Below are 20,145 nucleotides of genomic sequence, written 5' to 3' on the forward strand. Positions count from 1 at the left end.
CCACGACCGGTCGAGGGGGCTCGGACCGGCCGGCTCGGGAGATCGAGGGGGGCCTGGATCAACCGGAACACGCGAGCGGCGGGCGAGGCGACTCACCCGCCGCGACCGTGTGCACCCACCGATCGGGAACCAACGTGCCGTCGGCAACGTCGGACCGATTCGCAGCGCGATCGATTTCGTGGAGGGACGGTATCGAGCGCGGGTTCTGCACCGTGAACGGCGGACGGTGGCGGCAGGAGGGGGCTGCCACCGGCCTGACCCCCCGTGCACGGTGCAGAACTACGGGTGCTGCTACGGCCGCAGCCACTCCGGTTCCGGCAGGCGGTCGCGGTCGAGGCGGCCGTTGTCGTCCAGCGGGAGTTCCTCGATCGGGATCAGGTCCGCCGGGACCAGGTAGATCGGCAACTCCTTGCCGAGGTCAAGCATCAGCCGGGCCAGTACGGCGGGGTCGCTGTCCTCGAGTACGACGTACCCGATCAGGCAGGTGTCACCGCCCGGCTCCGTCTGCGCGACCACGACCGCGTCCACCACGCCGGGCTGGTCCGCGAGGACGTGCTCGGTCTCGCCGGGCTCCACCCGGTGGCCGCGGATCTTCACCTGGTCGTCCGCGCGGCCGAGGTACTCGAGCGTGCCGTCGACCCGCCAGCGGCCGAGGTCGCGGCTGCGGTACAGCCGCGCGCCCGGGTGCCCCGGGTCCCCGACGAACGCGCGCTCGGTCTCCTCCGGCCGCCCGAGGTAGCCCTGGGCAACGGCCGCGCCGCCGAGGTGGATCTCGCCGACCGCGCCGACCGGCACCGGCCGCAGCGCGGCATCCAGCAGCCGTACGGCGACCCCCTCGATCGGCCGCCCGATCGAGGGCCGGTCCTCGGCCGGGTCGACCTCGTGGATCGTGGTCACAATCGACGCCTCGGCCGGACCGTACTCGTTGAACAGCCGGCACTCCGGATGCGCGTCCAGGAAGTCCCGCACCTTGTGCGTCAGCACCATCGCCTCACCGCCCGCGACGATCTCGCGCAACGCGGGCAGCTCCGGCAGCCGGCGCATCGTCGCCAGCAGCGCGGTCAGCGGGCTGAACGCCATGAACAGCCGCTGGACGTCGTGATCCCGCAACGCCGCGACCACCGCGTCCGGGTCGTACCGGTCGTCCTCGCCGATCAGTACGAGCGCCGCACCGGACGCCAGCGTCGTGAACATCTCCTGTACGTGGACGTCGAACCCGAACGAGGTCCACTGCAGCGTCCTGAGCGACCGCCGGGTGCGCAGATAGTGCCGCACCAGGTTCACCGGGCCGCGGTGCGGGACCACGACGCCCTTCGGGTTGCCGCTCGAGCCTGAGGTGTAGATGCAGTACGCGATGTCGTCGGCCGCCGCGCGGACCGGCGGGGCCTGCTTGGCGCGGGCGTCGGCGTCGGTCGCCGACACCGGGACGAGTCGCAGGCCGAGGCGATCCGCGAGCGCCGCGTCGTCCCCGACCAGCGCGACCGCGGCCGCGTCGTGCACCATGAACGCCCAGCGCGACTCCGGTACGCCGGGATCCAGCGGGAGGTACGCCGCGCCCGACTTCAGCACCGCCAGCACCGCGACGACCATTTCGGTGCCGCGGGCAACACGTACCGCGACCAGCTCGCCCGGCTTGACGCCGAGATCCGCGAGCTGCCAGGCGACGGCGTTCGCGCGGCGGTCGAGTTCGGCGTACGTGAGCTCGCGATCGCCTTGTATCACAGCGATTGCGTCCGGCGTGCGCGCGACCTGCTGCTCGAAGAGCGTGTGCAGTCCGCTGAGCTCGCCGGCCACCACCGCGTCCCGGCGTACCCGCCCGATCGGGCCGACCGGGTCGGCGTCGGACTCGAGTTCGCGCAGGGTGTCGAGGTCGGACGGGAGCGGCAGGACGAGTTCGGGGAGCCGGAGCTCCGGGCGGGTCGTTGCCCTGCGCAACACTTCCTCGAGGTACTCGAGCAGGCGCTCGACGCTGCGGCGGTCGAACAGGCCGGACCGGTAGTCCGCCGTACAGGTGATGTCGTCGCCGTCATGGGTGAGACGGAACCGTACGTCGATCTGCTCCGGCAACTCGTCGTCGCCGTCCTCGAAGTCGACCAGGATCTGGAACAGCGGGTCGCGCGCGAGGATCGACAGGTCGGCGTCCGCGTGCTCGAACGCGGCGGCCGTGACGTCGCGGATCCGCTCGGTGAGCTCACCGAGATCCGGCTCACCCGACAGGTCGATCCGCAACGGCATCGGCCGCGCCGCCGGCGCGTCGTCCGGGCGGACCATCGCCGACCCGATCGTCACGTCGTCCTGCGCGGCGAACCGCCCGAGAACCGTCGCCACCGCCGCGAGCATCGTCATCGCCGGGCTGAGCCTCCGCTCGTGGCTGTACCTGAACACGGCCGCACCCAGCTCGGCATCAAGCTCCCGCCGTACCGCAACCACCGCGTCGTCCCCCGGCGCCCGCCCCCGATCCACCGGCAACACCAACGGCTGCGCACCGGCCAGAACCCGATCCCAGTAACTGAGATCCCGCCGCCGATCCCCCACCTCCCGAACCACAACCGCCGTCCCACCAGCGGCACGCCCACCAACCTCAGCCGCACCCTCACCGGCTTCGGCCACACCCGTGCCAACCTTGGTACAGCGCTCACCAACCACCGCGCTGCGCTTGTCAGCGGCGGGTGCGGTCACCTGTGCGTCGTCCACCTGCTTCTCGTCCGCGACGCGCTGGTCGGCCGCCGGGCCTGGGCCGAGCGCGATCGCACCTCTCGACCCACTCATGCGCGCACCTTCGCCAGACACCCCACCCACGGCAGATACGCCGCCGGCAGATGTCCTACCCGGGATGGCGACGCTTTCGACGGACCCCTCACCCGAGACGGACGCACCTTCGGCAGACGCCTCGCCCCGGGTAGACGCAGCGTCAGCCGACGTGTCGCCCTCGGTGGATGCGTCATCGGCCAACGTCTCACCCTCGGTGGGTGCTTCTTCGGCGGTCGTGTCACCGGGGGTCGGCGCGCCGTCCGTGAAGGCATCGGGTTGGTCGGTGGTCGGCGTGGTTTCCTGGCCGGCTTCGGTGGAGCCGTCGGACGGCCCGCTTGGCTGCTCGCCTTCGGCGGGCAGGTCAGCGGTGTCGGACTCCGGTGTGTGAGGTGTTGTCAGGTCGTTGGACTGTTCGGTGAGGAGGGCGAGCTGTTCGCGCATCAGCTTGGTGACGCCCTCGACCAGCTGGCCCGCCACGCGCAACTGCTGCGACATCAGCGCAGCCATCCCGCTCCCCGGCAGCTCCGCCGCACCCGTCGCCGCCGCGGCCTCATCCACCTTCGCCGCAAGCTCCGCAAGCCCCGACCCAAGCACCGCCAACGCCGCCCGCGGATCCCGTGCCGCCGCATCCCTACCACGCAGTCCCTCGCCCTGAACCCCAGCGTCGTGAACCTCAGCGCCGTCAACCCCAATACCACCAGCCGAAGCGCCATCGCCCGAAGCATCGTCAACCGAGACGCCGGCCGCCGCGGCGCCGAGCGACGCACCACCATCCGCAGCACCATTGGGCGTCCCGCCGTCAGCCGACTCACCGTCGGTGAACCCACGGTCCGCCGGAGTACCGTCGGCCACAGCACCCTCGGTCGAAGCACGATCCGCCGGGGTGTCGTCGGCCGACGTACCGTCCGGCTCTTGAACCTTCGCCGTCTGGACCGCGACTGCGGTGGCCAGCTTGTGCGGTGTCGTGAAGGTCAGGAACAGGTCGTCCGGCGCCAGCTCCACCTCGAACCGGCTCCGCAGTTCGTCGATCACCGGCGCCATGGAAGCCGGCGTCGCACCCAGTTCGGCAAACGTGTGGTCCACCGTGAGGTCGTACGGATCCAGCCCGTGCACCTCACAGGTCAGATCGAGTACGACGTCCAGCGACGCCCGGTACCGCTCCGCCGACCCTTCGTCGCCCGGCAGCGACCCGGCCTGCGCCAGATAGTCGGCGTCGATCACATGCGTCTCCGCCGGCAACGCGAACGGCGACACGTCCTCCGCCTCAACAGCCGCGACAGGCTCCGGCTCCACCGGCGGATCCAGTGGTATCCGCTTCACTGCGGCACTCGACGGCGGCTCGAACACCACCGACTGCGCCCGCGCGGCCCGCTCGAAAGCGTTGAACCGCGGCGCAACGTTGCCCCCGGCAACCGCCGTACCCGGACCCGCCAGCACCGTCACCGACGGATCCACCGGGTGATGCACCCGACGGAACGGGTACGTCGGCAGCGGCACCCGCCCGCCGTCGGCGTACACCTTGGCCCACGCGATCTCGGTCCCCTGCTCGTACAGCTCGGCCAGCCCGTTCATCGTCGCGAGCACCGGGTCCTGCCCGAGGCGCTGCGCCGGGATCCACGTGCTGTTCGGCGCGATCCGCCGCCCGGCGGGGCTCAGTACGGCGTCCGGCCCGAGCTCCAGGAACCGCCGGCACCCGGCCGCGGTCACCGCCTCGACGGCGTCCCCGAACAGCACCGGCTGCCGCAACTGGCCGACCAGGTAGTCGCTGTCCAGCACCGTCCCGGACTCGAGCAGATCACCCGACCAGCTCGACACCATCGGCGTCCGCAGCGGCTTCAGCGTGATCTCGCGAACGATCTCCGCGAAGTCCGACAGGATTGGGTCCACCAACGAACTGTGGAACGCCCGGTCCACGTCCAGCCGTTGCCACGCCACCTGCAACTGGTCGAGTTGCGCCGCCAGCTGCCCGACGATCACCTCGGACCCGGTCAGCACGAACGACTGCGGCCCGTTGCCCGCGGCCACTTCCACGCCGGCGGTCCGGGCGATCTCGCGCACCCGATCGGCATCGGCCCGTACGGCGACCATTGCCCCCGGCACCGTTCCGCGCTGCATCAGCTCGCCGCGCTTGGCGGTCAGCCGTACGCCGTCCGCGACGGACAGCGCGCCCGCGACGCACAACGCGGCGTACTCCCCGACGCTGTGGCCGACGACCAACGCGGGCTGTACGCCGAACGACTGCCACAGCCGGGCCAGCGCCACCTCGAACGCGAACAGCGCGGGCTGCGCCGTCTCCGTCGGCCAAACGCCTTCCGTACCGGCGGCCGGCGTGAGGAGCAGCTCGTTCAGGCTGCCACCGGTCTCCTCGTGGTACACGCGATCGCACTCGTCGAGCACCGACCGGAACACCGGGAACCGCGCCGCCAGCCCCGCGGCCATCCCACGTCGCGCGGCGCCCTGCCCGGTGAACGCGTACCCGAGCGGACCCGGCCCGCCCCGCGGTACCTCGGTCGTCTGCGCGGAGCCGAGCGCGCTCAGCAGCTCCCGCTCCGTCCCGCCCGCGACCGCGATCCGGTACCGGTGGGCCGGCCGGCCGAGCGCCGCCGTACCGGCGAGGTCGATGAGCCGGTGGCCGGTGCCGTGGTCGAGGTCCGTGCGGTACAGCTCCACGAGGTCGGCGAGCGCATCCGGGTCGGGCGCGGACAGCGGCAGTACGACGGGGCCGTCGTCGCCGCGGCGGATCTGCCGCGGCGCCTCCTCGAGGATCACGTGCGCGTTGGTACCGCTCGGGTCCAGCGCGCTGACGCCGGCGCGGAGCGTCGTACCGCCGGACTGCAACGGCACGGTCCACTCGCGGACGTCGGTGCCGATCACGAACGGGCTGCCGTCGAGCGCGAGCGCCGGGTTCGGCTCGGTGACGTTGATCGTCGGCACGAGCGTCCGGTGCTGCAGCATCAGGATCGTCTTGATCAGGCCGGCCATGCCCGCGGCGCTGTCCAGATGGCCGATGTTCGGCTTCACCGACCCGATCGTGCAGAACCCGACCTTGTCGGTATGCCGGCGCAGCGCCGTCGTCAGCGCCTTCACCTCGGCGGCGTCCGCGGCCGGGCTGCCGATCCCGTTCGCCTCGATGTAGCTGACCGAGTCCGCGTCGAACCCGGCCCGCTGCAGCGCCCGCTCCACCAGCTCGACCTGGTTGCCGTCGGTGTTGCTGACCGCGGTGCCGCGGATCACGGCGTACACGGTGTCCCCGTCGGCGAGCGCCTGGTCGAGCCGCTTCAGCAGTACGGCGGCGACACCGTTGCCGCCGACCGTACCGTCCGCATCCGCGGCGAACGCACGTACGTGACCGCTCGGCGACAGGATCGAGTCCGGCGTCGGGTGGTAAGTCGTTGCCTGCGGCACCTGTACGGCGGCGGCACCGGCGAGCGCGAGGTCCGCGTCGCCGGACCGGAGGGCTTGGCAGGCAAGGTGCACCGCGACCAGCGAGGACGAGGACGCGGACTGTACGCCGATCGCCGGACCGGTCAGACCGAGCCGGTACGCGACCCGGGTGGCGATCGAGTCGCGGGACTGGTGCTGCCGGTTGTACAGGTTCATGCCGGAGCCGGCGAAGACGCCGACGCGGTCCGACGTACCGGCGTACCCACCGTGCTCCAGCGCCTGATGACACACCTCGAGGAACAACCGCTGCGCCGGCTCCATGAGCTCAGCCTCACGATCACTCAACCCGAAGAACTTCGCGTCGAACGCCTCGACATGCTCCAGCACACCCGAGACCGCGACAACCCCGTCCCCCGTGTCCGGCATCCCCCGCCGAACACTCTCCACACCACCGACAAGGTTCTCCCAGAACCCCTCAAGCGTCTCGGCCCCCGGGAACCGCCCAGCCACCCCCACTACAGCGACCGGCTCCACCACACCGGCGCGCTCCAGACCCCCTACCGCCCGAGCACCCCCAACCACAGCCTCGCCCGCCGCCTCAGGCCCACCGGCACCCTCCAGCTCGCCACTGGCCCGCCCAACCCCCACACCCGCAGCCACCAACGCACCAACACCTACAGCGGCGCCCTCCCCCTCAACACCAACTGCACGACCCACGCCGTCATCAGCACCGTCATCAGCACCGTCAACATCGCCCGCACCACTCGCGCCGGCAACATCCCCGGCGCCTCCGCCATCCGCCAGACCAGCCACGTCGAGCAGACCTGACGTATCACCCTCAGCATCAGCCTCGGCACCAACCTCGGCGTCCGCAGAGTCCCTCGCGCTCTCAGCCTCCTCGGCCCCTAGAGCCCCGACCTCATCGTCGGCAAGATCCACACCATCGCGAACCTCTCCTGCAGACTCCGCATCCCCGGCGCCCGCGACAACACCCTGCGCACCAGCGAGCTCACCGTCACCGGCAAACCCCTCCGCGCCCGCGCCGTCGTCCTCCCGCCCACTGTCCAGTGCGTCGCCCGCATCCCCAAGGACCGCCCGCGCAGCCAGCTCCGATCCCCCAACATCCGAACCGGCTTCGTCGCCCCCGTCACCCCCAGCGACCTCGCCAACGCCCACCTCCCGGGCCACAGCCGAGCCGACCTCGTCGGCCGCCTCCTCCCCAGCGACAGCCGACGCGACCTCCTCAACGCCCTCATCCCCGGCGACAACCGAGTCAACCTCGTCGCCGTCGCCGTCCCCGGCAACATCCGACTCGCCGTCGGCAACCGCAGCGTTCGACGCACCGTCCGCGTCTCCCGCCTCGCCGACCATGCCACCGTGCGCAGCAGCCACCTCATCCTCGTCCGCAACCGCGGCACCCGGCTCAGCTACTACGTCGCCACCGCTGACCGCCGGCTCCTGCTCGCCTGCCTCGTCACTCTGGTGGATACGTTCCGAATCCGGAGCAGGTACGTCGCCCGCATCGCCAGCAGTCGGCCGACCACCCAGCTCAGGCCCTCCGCCAACCTCGGCCTCGCCGACACCCTCGACCTCGCCGCCGGTCTCGCCCTCACCGACCGCCTCACCCGCGGCAACCACCGCCGCGCCCTCATCACCACCCGCGCCACCGCCGGCAGCAGCTACGTCCTCCGCATCGACAGCCACCACCTGCACGGCTGCGCCGTCGCGTTCGTGAGTCCGCTCCTCATCCCGTGCGAGTACCGAGGCCGCATCCACAGCCATCGGCTGAGGAGCCGCATCAGCCGGGTCAGCCTCGACAACAGATCCGTCCTCAGCTGCAGACCGATCAGCCTCACCACCAGTCGTCCGCCCCTGCGCGTCGTCGCAGGTAGCGCTCTCGTGGTCCGCCGTCTCGTCATCGACAGGTACGACGTTCCCCGCGTCGCCAACTGCCTGCAGTACAACGGCGTCAGGCTCATCGGCACGACCAGACGCAACAGCCGAGTCGCCATCAGCCAGTTCCTCGTCGGCCGCGCTCTCGTGGATCGCTATCTCGTCATCGGCAGGTACGACGTTCCCCGCGTCGCCGGCTGCCCGCAGTACAACGGCGTCAGGCTCGTCCGCACGACCAGACGCAACAGCCGAGTCGCCATCAGCCAGCTCGTCGTCGGCCGCGCTCTCGTGCATCGCCGTCTCGTCATCGGCAGGTACGACATTCCCCGCGTCGCCGATTGCCCGCAGTACAACGGGTTCAGGCTCGTCGGTACGACCGTCCTCATCGCCCGACTCGACACCCGCATCGCCGTCAGCCGACCCGGCGTCGGCAGCGCTCTCGTGGATCGCCGACGCGTCGTCGGAGGGTACGGCGTCGCTCACGCCGACGTCTGCCCGCAGTACAGCGGACTCAGGCTCGTCGGTACGCCCAGCCTCATCACCAGACTCGACACCCGCATCGCCATCAGCTGGCTTGACGCCGTCGGTCGGGTCATGGTCAGCGACCCGCGGGGCGGCATCGTCGACTGCCGGGGTGGCGTCGGCGGCAGTTGGGGCAGTCGCGTTGGCTGCCGGGGTTGCTTCGTCTGCTGGTACGTCGTCTTGTGTTGTAGTCGCCTCGACGTTGGAGTCGTCCGCCTCGTTCTCCGCGGTAGATACGTCTGCTCGGTCTACAGCTGCGGCGCCGTGTGCGTCGACGCTTGCCTCAGCCGGTGCGACGGCTGCGTCGGGTTCGTCGGCAGCAGGTTCGTCCCCGGCAACGAACGCGTCGTCCTCGTCGCGAGCAGCATCCTCCGAGCGACTGTCGTCCCCTGCGGCTTCCTCGCCCCGGCCGCCTTCGTGGCCCCGGCCGCTTTCCTCGTCCCGTGCGGCTTCCTCGAAAGGTGCGCCGTCCTCCTCGCGAGCATGCGACTTGTCGAGCGGGGCGTCCTCGGACGGCTCCTCGTTGGAGTCTGCTGTCAGGGCATGGGAGGGCGCGTCGGGCCCGGGTCCGTCCGACTCGCCGTTGGCGGTGGTGTGGTCGTCGGCAGCGGTTGGCTTTGTGGTGATCGCGTCCGCAGAAGGTACGTCCGCGTCGACGGTGGGCGTTGCGTTGGTGTTCGCGCGATCGGGTACGACGTCGTCGTCGCCGGGAGCTGCGTCCGCTTCTGCCTCGGCGGTTCCCGCGTTCGCTTCTGTGTCGGCGAGGGCGGTCTCTGCGATCGCGTCGTTCGTACCGGGTGTGGCGTCGGCTACGTCCGTGTCAACGGCGGGGTTCGCGTTGGCGGGGCGGTTCGCGTTGGCCGGTGGGTTGGAGAGCTCGGGGCTGTCGGTTGCGTTCGTACCGTCGGTTGCTCTCGGGTTGTCAGTCCCGCCCGCGTCGTCGGACGTACCTGCCTCGTCGGTCGCGGCTGCTTCGTCGGTTGCGTCCGGCGTGGTCGCAGCCGGGCGGCCGAGTGTGTCTGAGCCGTTGGGTACGTCCGCGGCCGCCGGGTGCGTGGCGTCCGACGTGTCCGAGGCCTCGGGGGCCGTGGTGTTGGTGGTGGGTGCGCTGTTGGTGAGGGGTGTGGGGTCGATCGGGTCCGCGGCGGCGGGGCGTGGAGTGGCTGGGCGGTAGGTGGCCGGGCGGTAGGTGGTCGGGGGTGGGGTGGCATCGGTGATGCGGGTGAGTTCGGTGGTGGCGGGCTCGTCGGCGGTGAAAGCCGCGGACGGTACGTCGATGGGCGCCGGTGCGTCGGAGGCCGATGCGTGCGAGGTGGTCGCGTCGGGGGGCGCGGGCTCGGATGTCGTTGGTTGGGCGGGCGCCCGCTCTGCGGAGGTTGCCTCGGGAGCCGTTTCGTCCGAGGTGGTCGCGTCGGGCGCGGGCTCGGGTGGTTGGACGGGCGCTGGGTCTGCGGAGATTGGCTCGGACGTCGCGGGCTCGGCAGGTGTGGGGCGGGGTTGCGGGGCCGTGGAGGGTGACGGGCCGAAGGGGGATGTGGGTACTGCGGGGTGGGTGGTTTCCGCGGTCGACGGCGCTGACTCAGGGGACTGCGCCGGAGCGGAGGATGGGGCGGCCGATGGGGTTGTCTCGGGAGACTCGGTGGGGGCCGGGGGTGCGTCGGGGAGGTCGCGGGGCGGCGCGGGGGCGTACGTCGGCGCCAGTGACTGCGCGGGCCGTGGCGGGGTCGCAGGGGCGGGCGGGGTGGTTGAGGGGGCCGGTGGCGCGGGTGTGGATGGCGCGGGCGGGGCGGGTGTGGGTGGTGTGGGGGTGGAGGGCGTTGGCGAGGGTGGCGGTGTGGGTGTGGGGGTGCCGAGGGTGGGGCGTTGGGGTGGGGTGGGGATGGATTGCTGGAGTTCGCGTTTCCAGGCCAGGCTGACGACCGGTAGTTCGGTGGTGCGTTCGGACGGGTCCTCGTCGGCGTACGGGGTGGTTTCGGGGGTGGTCGACGGGCCTTGGCCGGTGGGGCCGCTGGCGGGGGTGGCGCCGGCGGGTTCTACGTGGGGGTGGGTGCCGTGTTCGAGGGTGCCGTCGAGCCAGCGTTGTTTGAGGAGGGGGCGGAGGATCTTGCCGCCGGGGGTGGTCGGGAAGTCGCGGCGCGGTACGCCGACGACCTGGGCGATCAGGCCGAGGCGGGTCTGGATGAGGCTGCGGATGGCCTGGTCCATGCCGGGGACGGAGTCCGGGGTGAGCGCGTAGAAGACGACGAGGCGGTCGGTGCCGGAGGCTTCGTCGGCGATTCCGCAGGCGGCGACCAGGCCGGACGAGGCGCCGACGACCGTCGCGGCGACGGATTCGATGTCGTGGGCGTAGTGCAGCTTGCCGGACATGATGATGCGTTCGCTGTCGCGGCCGGTGATGACGACCTGGCCGCCGGTGATGAAGCCCTGGTCGCCGGTCGCGAGCCACTTGCGGGCCGGCCAGTTGCCAACGGGGAAGGCCGCGCGGTCCGCCTCGAGGTTCCCCAGGTACCCGGGGGTCACCCGCGCGGACGCCACCTGCAGCTGGCCGATCCGTCCCTCGGGCAGTACGGCGCCGTTGGGCGCCACGATGCGTACCGTCGTACCGGGCGCGGGCGCCCCGACGGACACCAGCGACAACACCCCGGGCGCCTCGACCCGCGGCGCACCCGGACGCGCGACCGCGACCTTGCCGGACGACGGACGCTGGTCGACCCACTCGACGACGCCGGTGGGTGGGATCCGGACGCGATGCACGTTCGGCGTCAGCCCGGGGCGGGCGAACGTGATCCCGGTGACCGTCTCGGTCATCCCCCACGCCGCCACGAAGGTCTCCGGTACGACGCCGAACCGATTCGTGACGCGCAGGAACTCCGACATCACCGGCACCGTGATCTGCTCGCCGCCGCTGACCAGGCTGCGCAGCGCGGACAGGTCCCAGTGCCGGTCGGGCTCCCCCGCCACCGCCGCGGTCGCGAGCCGGTACCCGAAGTTCGGCGACCAGGAGTGGTTGACCCGGTGCTGCTCCATCAGGTCGAACCAGCGCAGCGGGTTCGCGAGCACCCAGTCGGTGTTCACGTGGATGTTCGTGCACCCGGTGAACACCGGCAGCAGGTGGTACAGCAGGAACGCGCCGCTGCGGTCCAGCGGCAGCCAGTTCAGCGTGGTCTGACCGGGGCGGATCGGCAGCATGGCCGGCGTACCGGCGGCGAACTCGACCAGCCCGCGGTGCGTGAGCTGCACCATCTTCGGCGTACCGGTGGAGCCGGAGGACAGCATCAGTACGGCGACGTCGTCCGCGGCCGGGCGGTGGAAGTCCGACGTCGGCTCGTGGCCGGCCATCGCGTCCGGGTCGAGGACCGGGAGGCCGAGGTCGTTCGGCAGGTCGGACGGGCGGCCGATCAGGACGGTCCAGCCGAGCAGGTCGGTGATCCTGCGGAGCCGCTCGCGGCCCTCCTCGGTCCGGTCGCCGCCCGGGTGCGGGGCGACCAGCAGCGGGCGGATGCCGCCGAGCGTGCAGGCCCAGAACGCGGCGAAGAACCCGACCGGTTCGGTGCAGTGCACGACCGCGGGGTCTCCGGCACGTACGCCGTTCGCGCGCAGGCCGGCCAGGATCCGCGCGGCCAGTTCGAGCAGCGTCGGGAAGTCCAGCTTGGTCTCGCGGCCGTCCGCGCCGATCTCGACGACGCCGGCGCCACCGAAGTCGCGGGCCGCCCGGAGCAGTGCGCTCGGCAGGTCGCGGGGGTAGCCGGCGGGAATCATCAACGCCGGCCCGGTGGAGATCGCCGGCCGGTCCGCACCACTTCTCACGCCGATGCCACCACCAGCACGGAGACGGGTACGCCGGGACGCGGGCAAGCGCTGAGCGAGGCCGGTCGGCGACCCACGGACACGTGCCTCCCCAACTGGACGGAGCGGGTACCGGGCGGACCCGCCTCACACACTTTCACACCGAGCTGTTGCCCCGTTTCCATCAGCCGGAACAGATGCCGTGACCGGGTACACCCGGTGCGTCATCGCGCCGACCGACAGCCGTGAACCCTACCAGCCGCGACCCGCCCTGGAGGAGTCCGTTCTCACCAGCCGATGGTTAAGAATCCCGCGACCACCGACATGGTTCCAACGAGTGACGGCAGGTTCCGATACGCGCCGTACGAAAGCCGTGCACGGCCCCGCGTCAGCGCCGTGGCGGTGCGGTGTCAGAGCTCCTGGCAAGAGTGATCCCCGTCGAAAACATCACTCTCAGGAGGAGCAGGGAATGTCCGTACAGGAGCTGCAGCAGGCCGCGCAGGAGTTCGTCGACGCCGGGTTCGGGAGCCTCGAACTGCGGGTGCACGACGGCGGCGGCGAGTACGTCGCCCGGGCCGGCGTACGGGAGCTCGGAAGTGCCGAGCTGCCGCCCGCGGACCAGGAGTTCCGGGTCGGGAGCGTGACCAAGACGTTCGTGTCGACCGTCGTACTGCAGCTGGTGGCCGAGGGCAAGGTCGAACTCGACAGTACGGTCGCCGGCCGACTGCCGCGGTTCGCGCTGGACGAGCGGATCACGGTGCGGATGCTGCTCGACCACACCAGCGGGCTGTTCAACTACACCGGCGAGTACTACCCGGACGGGACGGTCGTGGCGGGGCTGCCCGCGACCGGGAAGGAGTGGGCGGACAACCGGCTGCGTGGGTACACACCGGACGAGCTGGTGGAGTTCGCGCTGGGCAAGCCCGCGCGGTTCGAGCCGGGCGCCGAATGGAGCTACTCGAACACGAACTACTCGGTCGCGGCACTGCTGATCGAGGCCGTCACGGGGCGGACGCTCGCCGAGGAACTGGACAGCCGGATCATCAAGCCGCTCGGCCTGACCGGCACGATCGAGCCCGGCGACCGGACCGACATCCCCGGCCCGCACTCGCACGGGTATTTCCGATACCAGGACGGCGAGGAGTCGAAGGTCGTCGATGTCACCGAGCAGAACCCGTCGCTGCTTTTCGCGGCCGGCAGCATGCTGTCGACGACGCGTGACCTCCAGGTGTTCATGTCCGCCTTGCAGAGCGGCAAGCTGCTCCCGGCCGAACTCCTGACCGCGATGCGTACGCCGGAACCGAAGAGCGGCCCGCTCAACTACGGCCTCGGCCTGTTCGCCCAGGACACCGGCACCCAGACCATCTACCACCACAACGGCAGCGCCCCCGGCGGCTACGGCGCCCTCATGTACAGCACCGCCGACGGCCAGAAGACCCTCACCGCAGCCATCACCATGGGCGACGCCGACGCCAACATCCTGGAGATCTTCCCGCCGGCCCTAGAACGCCTGGTGAAGACGGTCTTCGGCGAGCAAGGCGAATAGACAGCTCACGCGACCACGGCGGGGGTCCGGGGGCGAAGCCCGCCGGGCGGGGTCCGGGGGTTGCACCCCCGGACAACACGACGAACGAGCCCGGCCCGCGCCCTCCGCGGGCATACCGCGGCGACGAGTGAGTGGAGGTGAGTGGACAACTATCGAAACCTAGCCCGGCGGTCCTCAAGCTCCTGAGTTCGCCGTTGCCGCAGGTCAGGGCACCAATAGCCTCATCCGCACTCCCGGCGGTCCGACAAACCCAGGTCCGGCTTTCGAGACAACAGCAGCTCGAGCTCGTCGAGCGATACCGAGCCGGTGCACTCCGACGGGAGTTGGCGGAGGTGTACGGGATCGGCACCGGCACTGTGTCCGGGATCCTCAAACGGCACGGTGCCGGTCGCAAGATTGGCCTCACGCCGGACGAGCTCGAGCACGCTGCAGAGCGCTACGAGGCCGGCCAGTCGCTCTCGCAGATTGTCGAGGCCTTCGGCGTCGTGGCGAACACCATGCGCGCCGCGCTCCTCGGACACGGCATCACCATGCGATCGACGAGAGGCGCGGCGCGATGAAGCGACTGAGCCGCCCCGACGACCGCCCCGGGACAGCTCTCGGCCTCGTCTACCTCCGGGATCTGGTGCCGACGGTCAACGAATACATCGAGTTCGACCTCGATCCTGACCCCGAATGGTGGCGTGGATTCGCGGACCAGGTCGCAGCCGACGTGGCCATCGCGAGGACGATCCCAGACGTGCGGAAGCCGTTGGGGCCGGCGGTGCAGTCATGAAGCGGGGCTCTTGAGGATCTCCGTGATGCCTTCCCGGTAGGTCGTGACGTGGAAGTCTGGGAAGCGCGTGGCGAACTTCGTGGTGTCGAAGATGTTGTCCTGCCGGTAGCGCGGCATTAATTCGTTCGCCTCTTTCACCGCGGGCTTGAACAGACCGAGGACCTTGAAGGCCGCCTCAGGGACGGTGCGGTAGGAGATGCCCTCCCCGACGACCTCCGAGGCGATCTCGATCATCCCGGCGTAGGTGAGGCGGTCGGGATCGATGGGCAGGTGCCAGGTCTGGCCGTAGGCGTCGGGGGTGTTGCCGATCAGGCCCATGGCGCGACTGGCGTCCGGGGTCCAGATGATGCTCCGCTTGGTGTGGGCGTTGATCGGTACGGACGGGCGCTTGCCCTCCTTGATCGGGTCGAAGATGGCGGTGTTGGTGAGGCTCTGGGTCTTGCCCGGTCCATAGAACTCCGGGGCACGGCAGATCACGGCCTCGATGGTGCCGGCCCGCATCTCGGCGAGGAGCATGTTCGCGATCTCGGCTCGTACGGTCGCCTTGCGGCCGATCGGCTGGAAGGCGGTGTCCTCGACCTGCGGAGTGTCAGTACGGGGATACATGTAGGTGTTGTCGAAGAACACCAGCTTGGTGCCGTGCTTCTGGCACGCCGCGATGGTGTTCGCCATCATCGTCGGGAACTGCTGCTCCCACAGCCTGGAGTCGATCGGGAGACCGACGGTCAAGTACGCGATGCCGCTGCCCTCGACGGCGGCGATCGTCGCGTCGGCGTCGAGCAGGTTGGCCTTGTGGAGCTGGTCGGTCTCGTGAACCTGACGCGGGTTGCGGCTGACCAGGCGGATGTCCTGAGTGACATTGTCGTGGAGGTAGCGGGCGAGCTCCTCGGCGATCTGGCCGTTGGCTCCGAGTACGGTCTGCATTCTTCCTCTTCGTGTGAGATTTCTGGATGGCGTGGGACCGGACCGGTCTACTTCACGCCGGGAAGGCGCTTCGCCAGGCGCAGCGCGTGGCTGGCGATGCGGGCGTACGTCTTCGGGTTCATTCCGTCGGGTGCCCCGACGGGGATCAGGCGCTCAATGGCGATGGTCTGCGACTCGGTGTACTTGAGGATTCCGTGCGCACCGTGGCGCCGGCCGAGTCCGGAGGCCTTCATTCCGCCCATGGGGGCGTCCATGGAACCCCACGCGGCGGCGTACGCGTCGTTGACGTTGACAGTGCCCGCCTCAAGCTGGGCCGCGACCCGGTAGCCCCTGGATTCGTCTGAGGTCCAGACGCTGAAGTTCAGGCCGTACTCGCTGTCGTTGGACTTGGCTATGGCTTCCTCTTCATCCGCCACGCGGTAGAGCGAGACGAGCGGCCCGAACGTCTCGTGGGCGTAGACCTCCATCGTCTCGTCCACGTCGGCCAGGATGGTGGGCTCGTAGAAGTACGGACCGAGGTCGGGGCGCGCCTTTCCTCCGGCGAGAACTGTTGCACCCTTGGCCACGGCGTCGTCGACGTGTCGGGTGACCGTGTCGAGCTGCTTCTGGGAGACCAGCGAGCCCATGTCGCCGGAGTAGTCGATGGCCGGGGACAGCTTCATCGCCTTGGTGGCGGCGGCGAACTTGGAGGCAAACTCGGCCCAGATCGCATTCGGCACATAGATGCGCTCCATGGAGATGCAGAGCTGGCCGGTGTTGGAGAACGACGCCCGCACGGCACCCTTGACGGCCTTGTCGACGTTGGCGTCGTCGAGGACGAGGAGGGCGTTCTTGCCTCCGAGCTCCATCGAGCAGTCGATCAGGTTCTCGCCCGCCTGGGCGGCGACCGTGCGGCCGACGGCCGTGGAGCCGGTGAACATGAGGAAGTCGGAGTTCTCGATGATCGGCTTGCCCAGCTCGGCTCCGGAGCCGGTGACGACCTCTACCAGCCCGGCCGGCATGCCCGCCTCCTCGAGGAGCTCAACTGCCCACAGGGCGGCGTACGGCGTCTGCGCGTCGGGCTTCGTGATGACAGCGTTGCCGGCCACGATCGCAGGCAGGGCGTCGCTGATGCCCAACGTGAGCGGGTAGTTCCAGGGAGAGATGACGCCGACCAGTCCCTTGGGGTGGTGAAGTTCCCACACCTTGGTCAGCGCCAGCTGTGCTCCCTGGCGACGCTTGGGCTTGAGGTACTCCGCAGCGGTGTGGGCGTAGTAGCGGGCGTTCATCGTGACGTCGAGGATCTCCTCGAACGCGTGCCGCCGGGCCTTGCCGTTCTCGAGCTGGATCAGGTCGAGCACCTCGTCCTGGCGGTCGAGCACGAGGTCGTGGAAGCGCAGCAGGACAGCGGCCCGTTCCTCCACCGGTCGAGCGGCCCACACCTTCTGGACGGCGCGGGCGCGCTTCGCCGCGGCCACGACGTCATCGGGCGAGCAGTGCGGCACCTGGCCGAACACCTCGCCAGTCATGGCATTGGTGACGTCCTGGCAGTCGTCCGGGTCGGCGGCCTGGACCCGGGCTGCAAGCGCGGTGAGGCGGGCCGAATCGACGCGGGGAGTGATTCCAGCAGTGGTGGTGGGCATGGTCAGGTCAGCTTTCCGGGATCGAGACGGGCACAGGGATGTGGAGGGCGTTCTGCGCTTCGGTGGCGACGTCGAAGCGCAGGAGCTTGATCGGCTTGAGGGAACGCACGTCGTCGCTCAGCCGGCCGGAGCCGAGCTCGAGCGAAACGTTGCGCGGCAGCAGGCTGCTGCCAGAGGCCAGGTTGTTCGTCTGGCTCAGCGTGGCGTTCCAGCCGCCCTTGAGCTCGGTGTACGAAGTCAGGGTCGAGACGCTCGTGCCACTCGGGAGCTGCTTCTGCTTCGGCGTGGCCACGTCGAGGGCGATGTCCGTCTCGCCGTTGTCGTTGAACACGCGAGCCGATGTCCGGCTCGCGTCAATGTCGACGTCGATGTCGGTGACCCACTTCGGGAAGCCGTACCCGTCGTGGCCGCGGACCTGCGCGATGTCGGTGTTGACCGGCAGAGACAGGACGTAGGCGTGGGTGGAGTCGTTGGCGAGCGTCGAGAGGAAGTCGGCGGTGCCCAGGCGGCCGTGGCGGGCCGGGCGAACGGCAACGGCCACCGTCGCCTCGGTGTAGAAGTCGATGTCGCACACGTCGTAACGGAAGAAGACCATCGAGAACAGCCCGAGACCGGGCGCGACCTGGAGCGGGGCGAGGCCGCGAGGAAGCCGGGAGCGCAGAGCGCCGGTGGGCGCTACGTAGGTCAGCTGCGCCTTGGACATCGAGTAGTAGAAGTTCGGGGTGTGGGTCGGGCCGATCGCCGACTGGACCTCGGTCTTGGGCAGCGTTCGGAAGAAGTCGACGCTCTTGACGCGGGAGTCCTTGGCGACCTCGTCGAGATCGGTGTCCATGCGGTAGCGGTCGTACAGCCCACCCTTGGGCACGCTGACCGTGCGGTCCCCCAACTGGACCTCAACCGTGGCCGGCTTTGTTGCATCCTTCTGCGACTTGGCCATCTGGGACCCTTCCAACTTTGATGTGTGCATTGCTTACATCTACGATAGGCAGGCAATGTAAGCAGAGTCAACATTGCGGCATGCGACGGTCACTCCGCCGAAAAGGGTCCCGGCTTCGGCGATTCCCGACCCCGAAGCCGACGCTTCGCCGTCATCCTGAAGCCCGCACACAACGTCACGATCAGCACGAAGAGGTAGCGCCCGATGTCCGAGGCCAAGAGCAGTTACCACCACGGGGACTTGCGCGCCAAGCTCATCTCCACCGCGATGGGGATGCTCGAACGCGGCGAGCCGTTCTCCATCCGTGCCGTCGCGCGCGAGGCCGGCGTCTCGGCCACGGCGCCGTACCGACACTTCCCCGAGCGCGAGGCGCTGGAGTCGGCGCTAGCAGCCGAGGGGCTGCGCAACCTCAGAGAGGACCTCATCCGAGATCGCGCGCTGCCGACCACGGCCGAGGAGTTGGCGGAGTTCGGCGCCGCCTACGTCGAGTTCGCGCTGCGTCGGCCAGCGCTGTTCAGGCTCATGTTCGGCAACGAGTGCAACACCGACGACGAGGAACGCGTGCAAGCCGCCGCCGCCGTGCATGAGTTGCTCGCTGCAGCGATCACGGCGGTCTTTCCAGACACCGATCCCCTCAACCTCGCACTCGGCGGTTGGGGCGCGGTACACGGGATGGCGTTCCTGTACCTGGACCACAAGCTGACTGCCGACTCGATCGAAGAAGTCGCGCTGCAGGTACGAGCCTCGCTCCTAGCGATCTTCGCCGCACAACCGCGGAGCTGACCTCGCGCTTCCCGTCCGCCGGGAAGAGACGCTCTTTGACTGGCGATGGCGGTCGCGCTACTGTCAATGTTAGCAGTGCATACATTGCGTGTTGCTTCTCGGAGCGCAAAGCGCAGACAGGAGACCATGATGGCTGAACTGTCCCCCCCGTCACCCCCTACCTCGAGCCCGGGGCCAAGGAGCTGTGCGAGCAGACCAACCCGCACCCCCGGATCTACGAGGTTCCCCCGGAGCAAGGGCGAAAGATCCTGCTCGACCTGCAGAGCGGCGAGGGCGTCGAACGTACCGATGTCGACGAAGAGTGGGTCCACCTCGACGCCGGCGGGTGGGGCACGGTGCGCACCCGCATCATCCGAGCCAAGGGCGCTACCGGCCGGCTTCCCGTCGTGTTCTACATCCACGGAGCCGGTTGGGTCTTCGGCGACGACAAGACCCACGACCGCCTCTTCCGCGAGCTGACCGTTGGCGCAGGCGCCGCGGGTGTCTTTCCGGTTTACGACAACGCCCCGGAGAAGGGCTACCCCACCCAGGTCGAGCAGAACTACGCCGTCGGCCGGTGGGTGCTCGAACACGGCGCCGAGCACGGTCTGGACACCTCACGCATCGCGGTCACCGGAGAGCCGGTCGGAGGCTGCATGTCGACGGTCTTCGCGCTCATGAACAAGGACCGCGGCGGCATCGACCTCAAGGCGCAGGTGCTGCTGTACCCGTCACGAACGCCGACTTCGACACCCCCTCCTACCTGCAGTTCGCCGAGGGCTACTTCCTCACCCGCGACGGTATGCAGTGGCTCTGGGACGCCTACACCACCGACCCGGCAAAGCGAGCGGAGAAGTACGCGTCCCCGCTGCAGGCCACACTGGAGGACCTCAAGGGTCTCCCGCCGACGCTGGTCATCACCGACGAGGCCGACGTGCTTCGCGACGAGGGTGAGATGTACGCCAACAAGCTGCGCGAGGCCGGGGTCGACGTCACGTCTGTCCGCGTCCAGGGCATGGTCCACGATTTCCTGCTCCTGGACAGCCTGCGCGACGCCAAGGCAGCCAACATCGCCGCCACCTCGCGACCGACGCCCTCAAGACGGCCCTCCAGTAAGCCGAGTGGCCGTCCCTGGACCGCCCGACGCGGCTAGGGACGGCGCTTCACGGCGCCAGTGTTGTTCATTCCACAACGGCAGTCAGTCTCCAATGATGAGAAGATTGAACTAGCACCAAACGGAGAA

At 69.7% G+C, this 20,145-nt stretch carries 9 protein-coding genes and 1 pseudogene; 6 read left to right on the forward strand and 4 right to left on the reverse strand.

The features are described from left to right. Nucleotides 1-291: 291 nt before the first annotated feature. Entirely contained in the window at nucleotides 292-12,357 is a 12,066-nt protein-coding gene (locus tag ACQHIV_RS16325) for an amino acid adenylation domain-containing protein (RefSeq protein WP_427895173.1), read from the reverse strand. Nucleotides 12,358-12,805: 448 nt separating this feature from the next. On the opposite strand from ACQHIV_RS16325, the gene ACQHIV_RS16330 reads away from it, so the two are divergent. The 3 genes from ACQHIV_RS16330 to ACQHIV_RS16340 all read left to right on the forward strand — a co-directional run bounded on the left by ACQHIV_RS16330 (nucleotide 12,806) and on the right by ACQHIV_RS16340 (nucleotide 14,657). Then, entirely contained in the window at nucleotides 12,806-13,882 is a 1,077-nt protein-coding gene (locus tag ACQHIV_RS16330) for a serine hydrolase domain-containing protein (protein WP_427895175.1), read from the forward strand. 332 nt (nucleotides 13,883-14,214) lie between these two features. Continuing rightward, the gene (locus tag ACQHIV_RS16335; RefSeq protein WP_427895177.1) at nucleotides 14,215-14,442 is read left to right on the forward strand and encodes a hypothetical protein; all 228 of its coding nucleotides are present in this window, start codon (nucleotides 14,215-14,217) and stop codon (nucleotides 14,440-14,442) included. Further along, nucleotides 14,439-14,657: a hypothetical protein gene (locus tag ACQHIV_RS16340; protein ID WP_427895179.1), complete on the forward strand. Its 219-nt coding sequence runs from the start codon at nucleotides 14,439-14,441 to the stop codon at nucleotides 14,655-14,657. The genes ACQHIV_RS16335 and ACQHIV_RS16340 overlap by 4 nt, the downstream gene beginning before the upstream one ends. Here ACQHIV_RS16340 and ACQHIV_RS16345 read toward each other — a convergent pair. From ACQHIV_RS16345 to ACQHIV_RS16355, 3 genes are read right to left on the reverse strand one after another with little or no spacing between them, the layout of a single operon-like run. Continuing rightward, complete coding sequence (locus ACQHIV_RS16345; protein WP_427895181.1) at nucleotides 14,652-15,581, reverse strand: NAD-dependent epimerase/dehydratase family protein; 930 nt, start codon at nucleotides 15,579-15,581, stop codon at nucleotides 14,652-14,654. The two genes, ACQHIV_RS16340 and ACQHIV_RS16345, sit on opposite strands and share 6 nt — an antisense overlap. Nucleotides 15,582-15,628: 47 nt before the next feature. Further along, complete coding sequence (locus ACQHIV_RS16350; RefSeq protein WP_427895183.1) at nucleotides 15,629-17,203, reverse strand: succinic semialdehyde dehydrogenase; 1,575 nt, start codon at nucleotides 17,201-17,203, stop codon at nucleotides 15,629-15,631. Between the two features lie 7 nt (nucleotides 17,204-17,210). Continuing rightward, a complete protein-coding gene (locus ACQHIV_RS16355) occupies nucleotides 17,211-18,140 on the reverse strand; it encodes an acetoacetate decarboxylase family protein (protein ID WP_427895185.1) in 930 nt (309 codons plus the stop codon). 204 nt (nucleotides 18,141-18,344) lie between these two features. Between ACQHIV_RS16355 and ACQHIV_RS16360 the strand changes: the two genes are divergently transcribed. From ACQHIV_RS16360 to ACQHIV_RS16370, 3 genes and pseudogenes are all read left to right on the forward strand, one after another. Continuing rightward, nucleotides 18,345-18,923, forward strand: coding sequence for a TetR/AcrR family transcriptional regulator (locus ACQHIV_RS16360; protein ID WP_427895187.1), 579 nt, complete (start codon nucleotides 18,345-18,347; stop codon nucleotides 18,921-18,923). Nucleotides 18,924-19,309: 386 nt separating this feature from the next. Further along, nucleotides 19,310-19,534 (forward strand): annotated as a pseudogene (locus ACQHIV_RS16365) (alpha/beta hydrolase); the annotation flags it as partial. After that, complete coding sequence (locus tag ACQHIV_RS16370) at nucleotides 19,480-20,055, forward strand: alpha/beta hydrolase fold domain-containing protein (RefSeq protein WP_427895189.1); 576 nt, start codon at nucleotides 19,480-19,482, stop codon at nucleotides 20,053-20,055. The pseudogene ACQHIV_RS16365 and the gene ACQHIV_RS16370, both read left to right, overlap by 55 nt. Nucleotides 20,056-20,145 lie beyond the last annotated feature (90 nt).

Origin of the sequence: Kribbella polygonati (assembly GCF_050320105.1) — a bacterium.
Taxonomy (GTDB): domain Bacteria; phylum Actinomycetota; class Actinomycetes; order Propionibacteriales; family Kribbellaceae; genus Kribbella.

What these genes read in the sequence shown, in the direction of transcription:
- ACQHIV_RS16340 (WP_427895179.1), top strand. Translation starts at nt 14,439, where the DNA reads ATGAAGCGACTGAGCCGCCCCGACGACCGCCCCGGGACAGCTCTCGGC.
- ACQHIV_RS16360 (WP_427895187.1), top strand. Translation starts at nt 18,345, where the DNA reads ATGTCCGAGGCCAAGAGCAGTTACCACCACGGGGACTTGCGCGCCAAG.
- ACQHIV_RS16330 (WP_427895175.1), top strand. Translation starts at nt 12,806, where the DNA reads ATGTCCGTACAGGAGCTGCAGCAGGCCGCGCAGGAGTTCGTCGACGCC.
- ACQHIV_RS16355 (WP_427895185.1), bottom strand. Translation starts at nt 18,140, where the DNA reads ATGGCCAAGTCGCAGAAGGATGCAACAAAGCCGGCCACGGTTGAGGTC.
- ACQHIV_RS16350 (WP_427895183.1), bottom strand. Translation starts at nt 17,203, where the DNA reads ATGCCCACCACCACTGCTGGAATCACTCCCCGCGTCGATTCGGCCCGC.
- ACQHIV_RS16345 (WP_427895181.1), bottom strand. Translation starts at nt 15,581, where the DNA reads ATGCAGACCGTACTCGGAGCCAACGGCCAGATCGCCGAGGAGCTCGCC.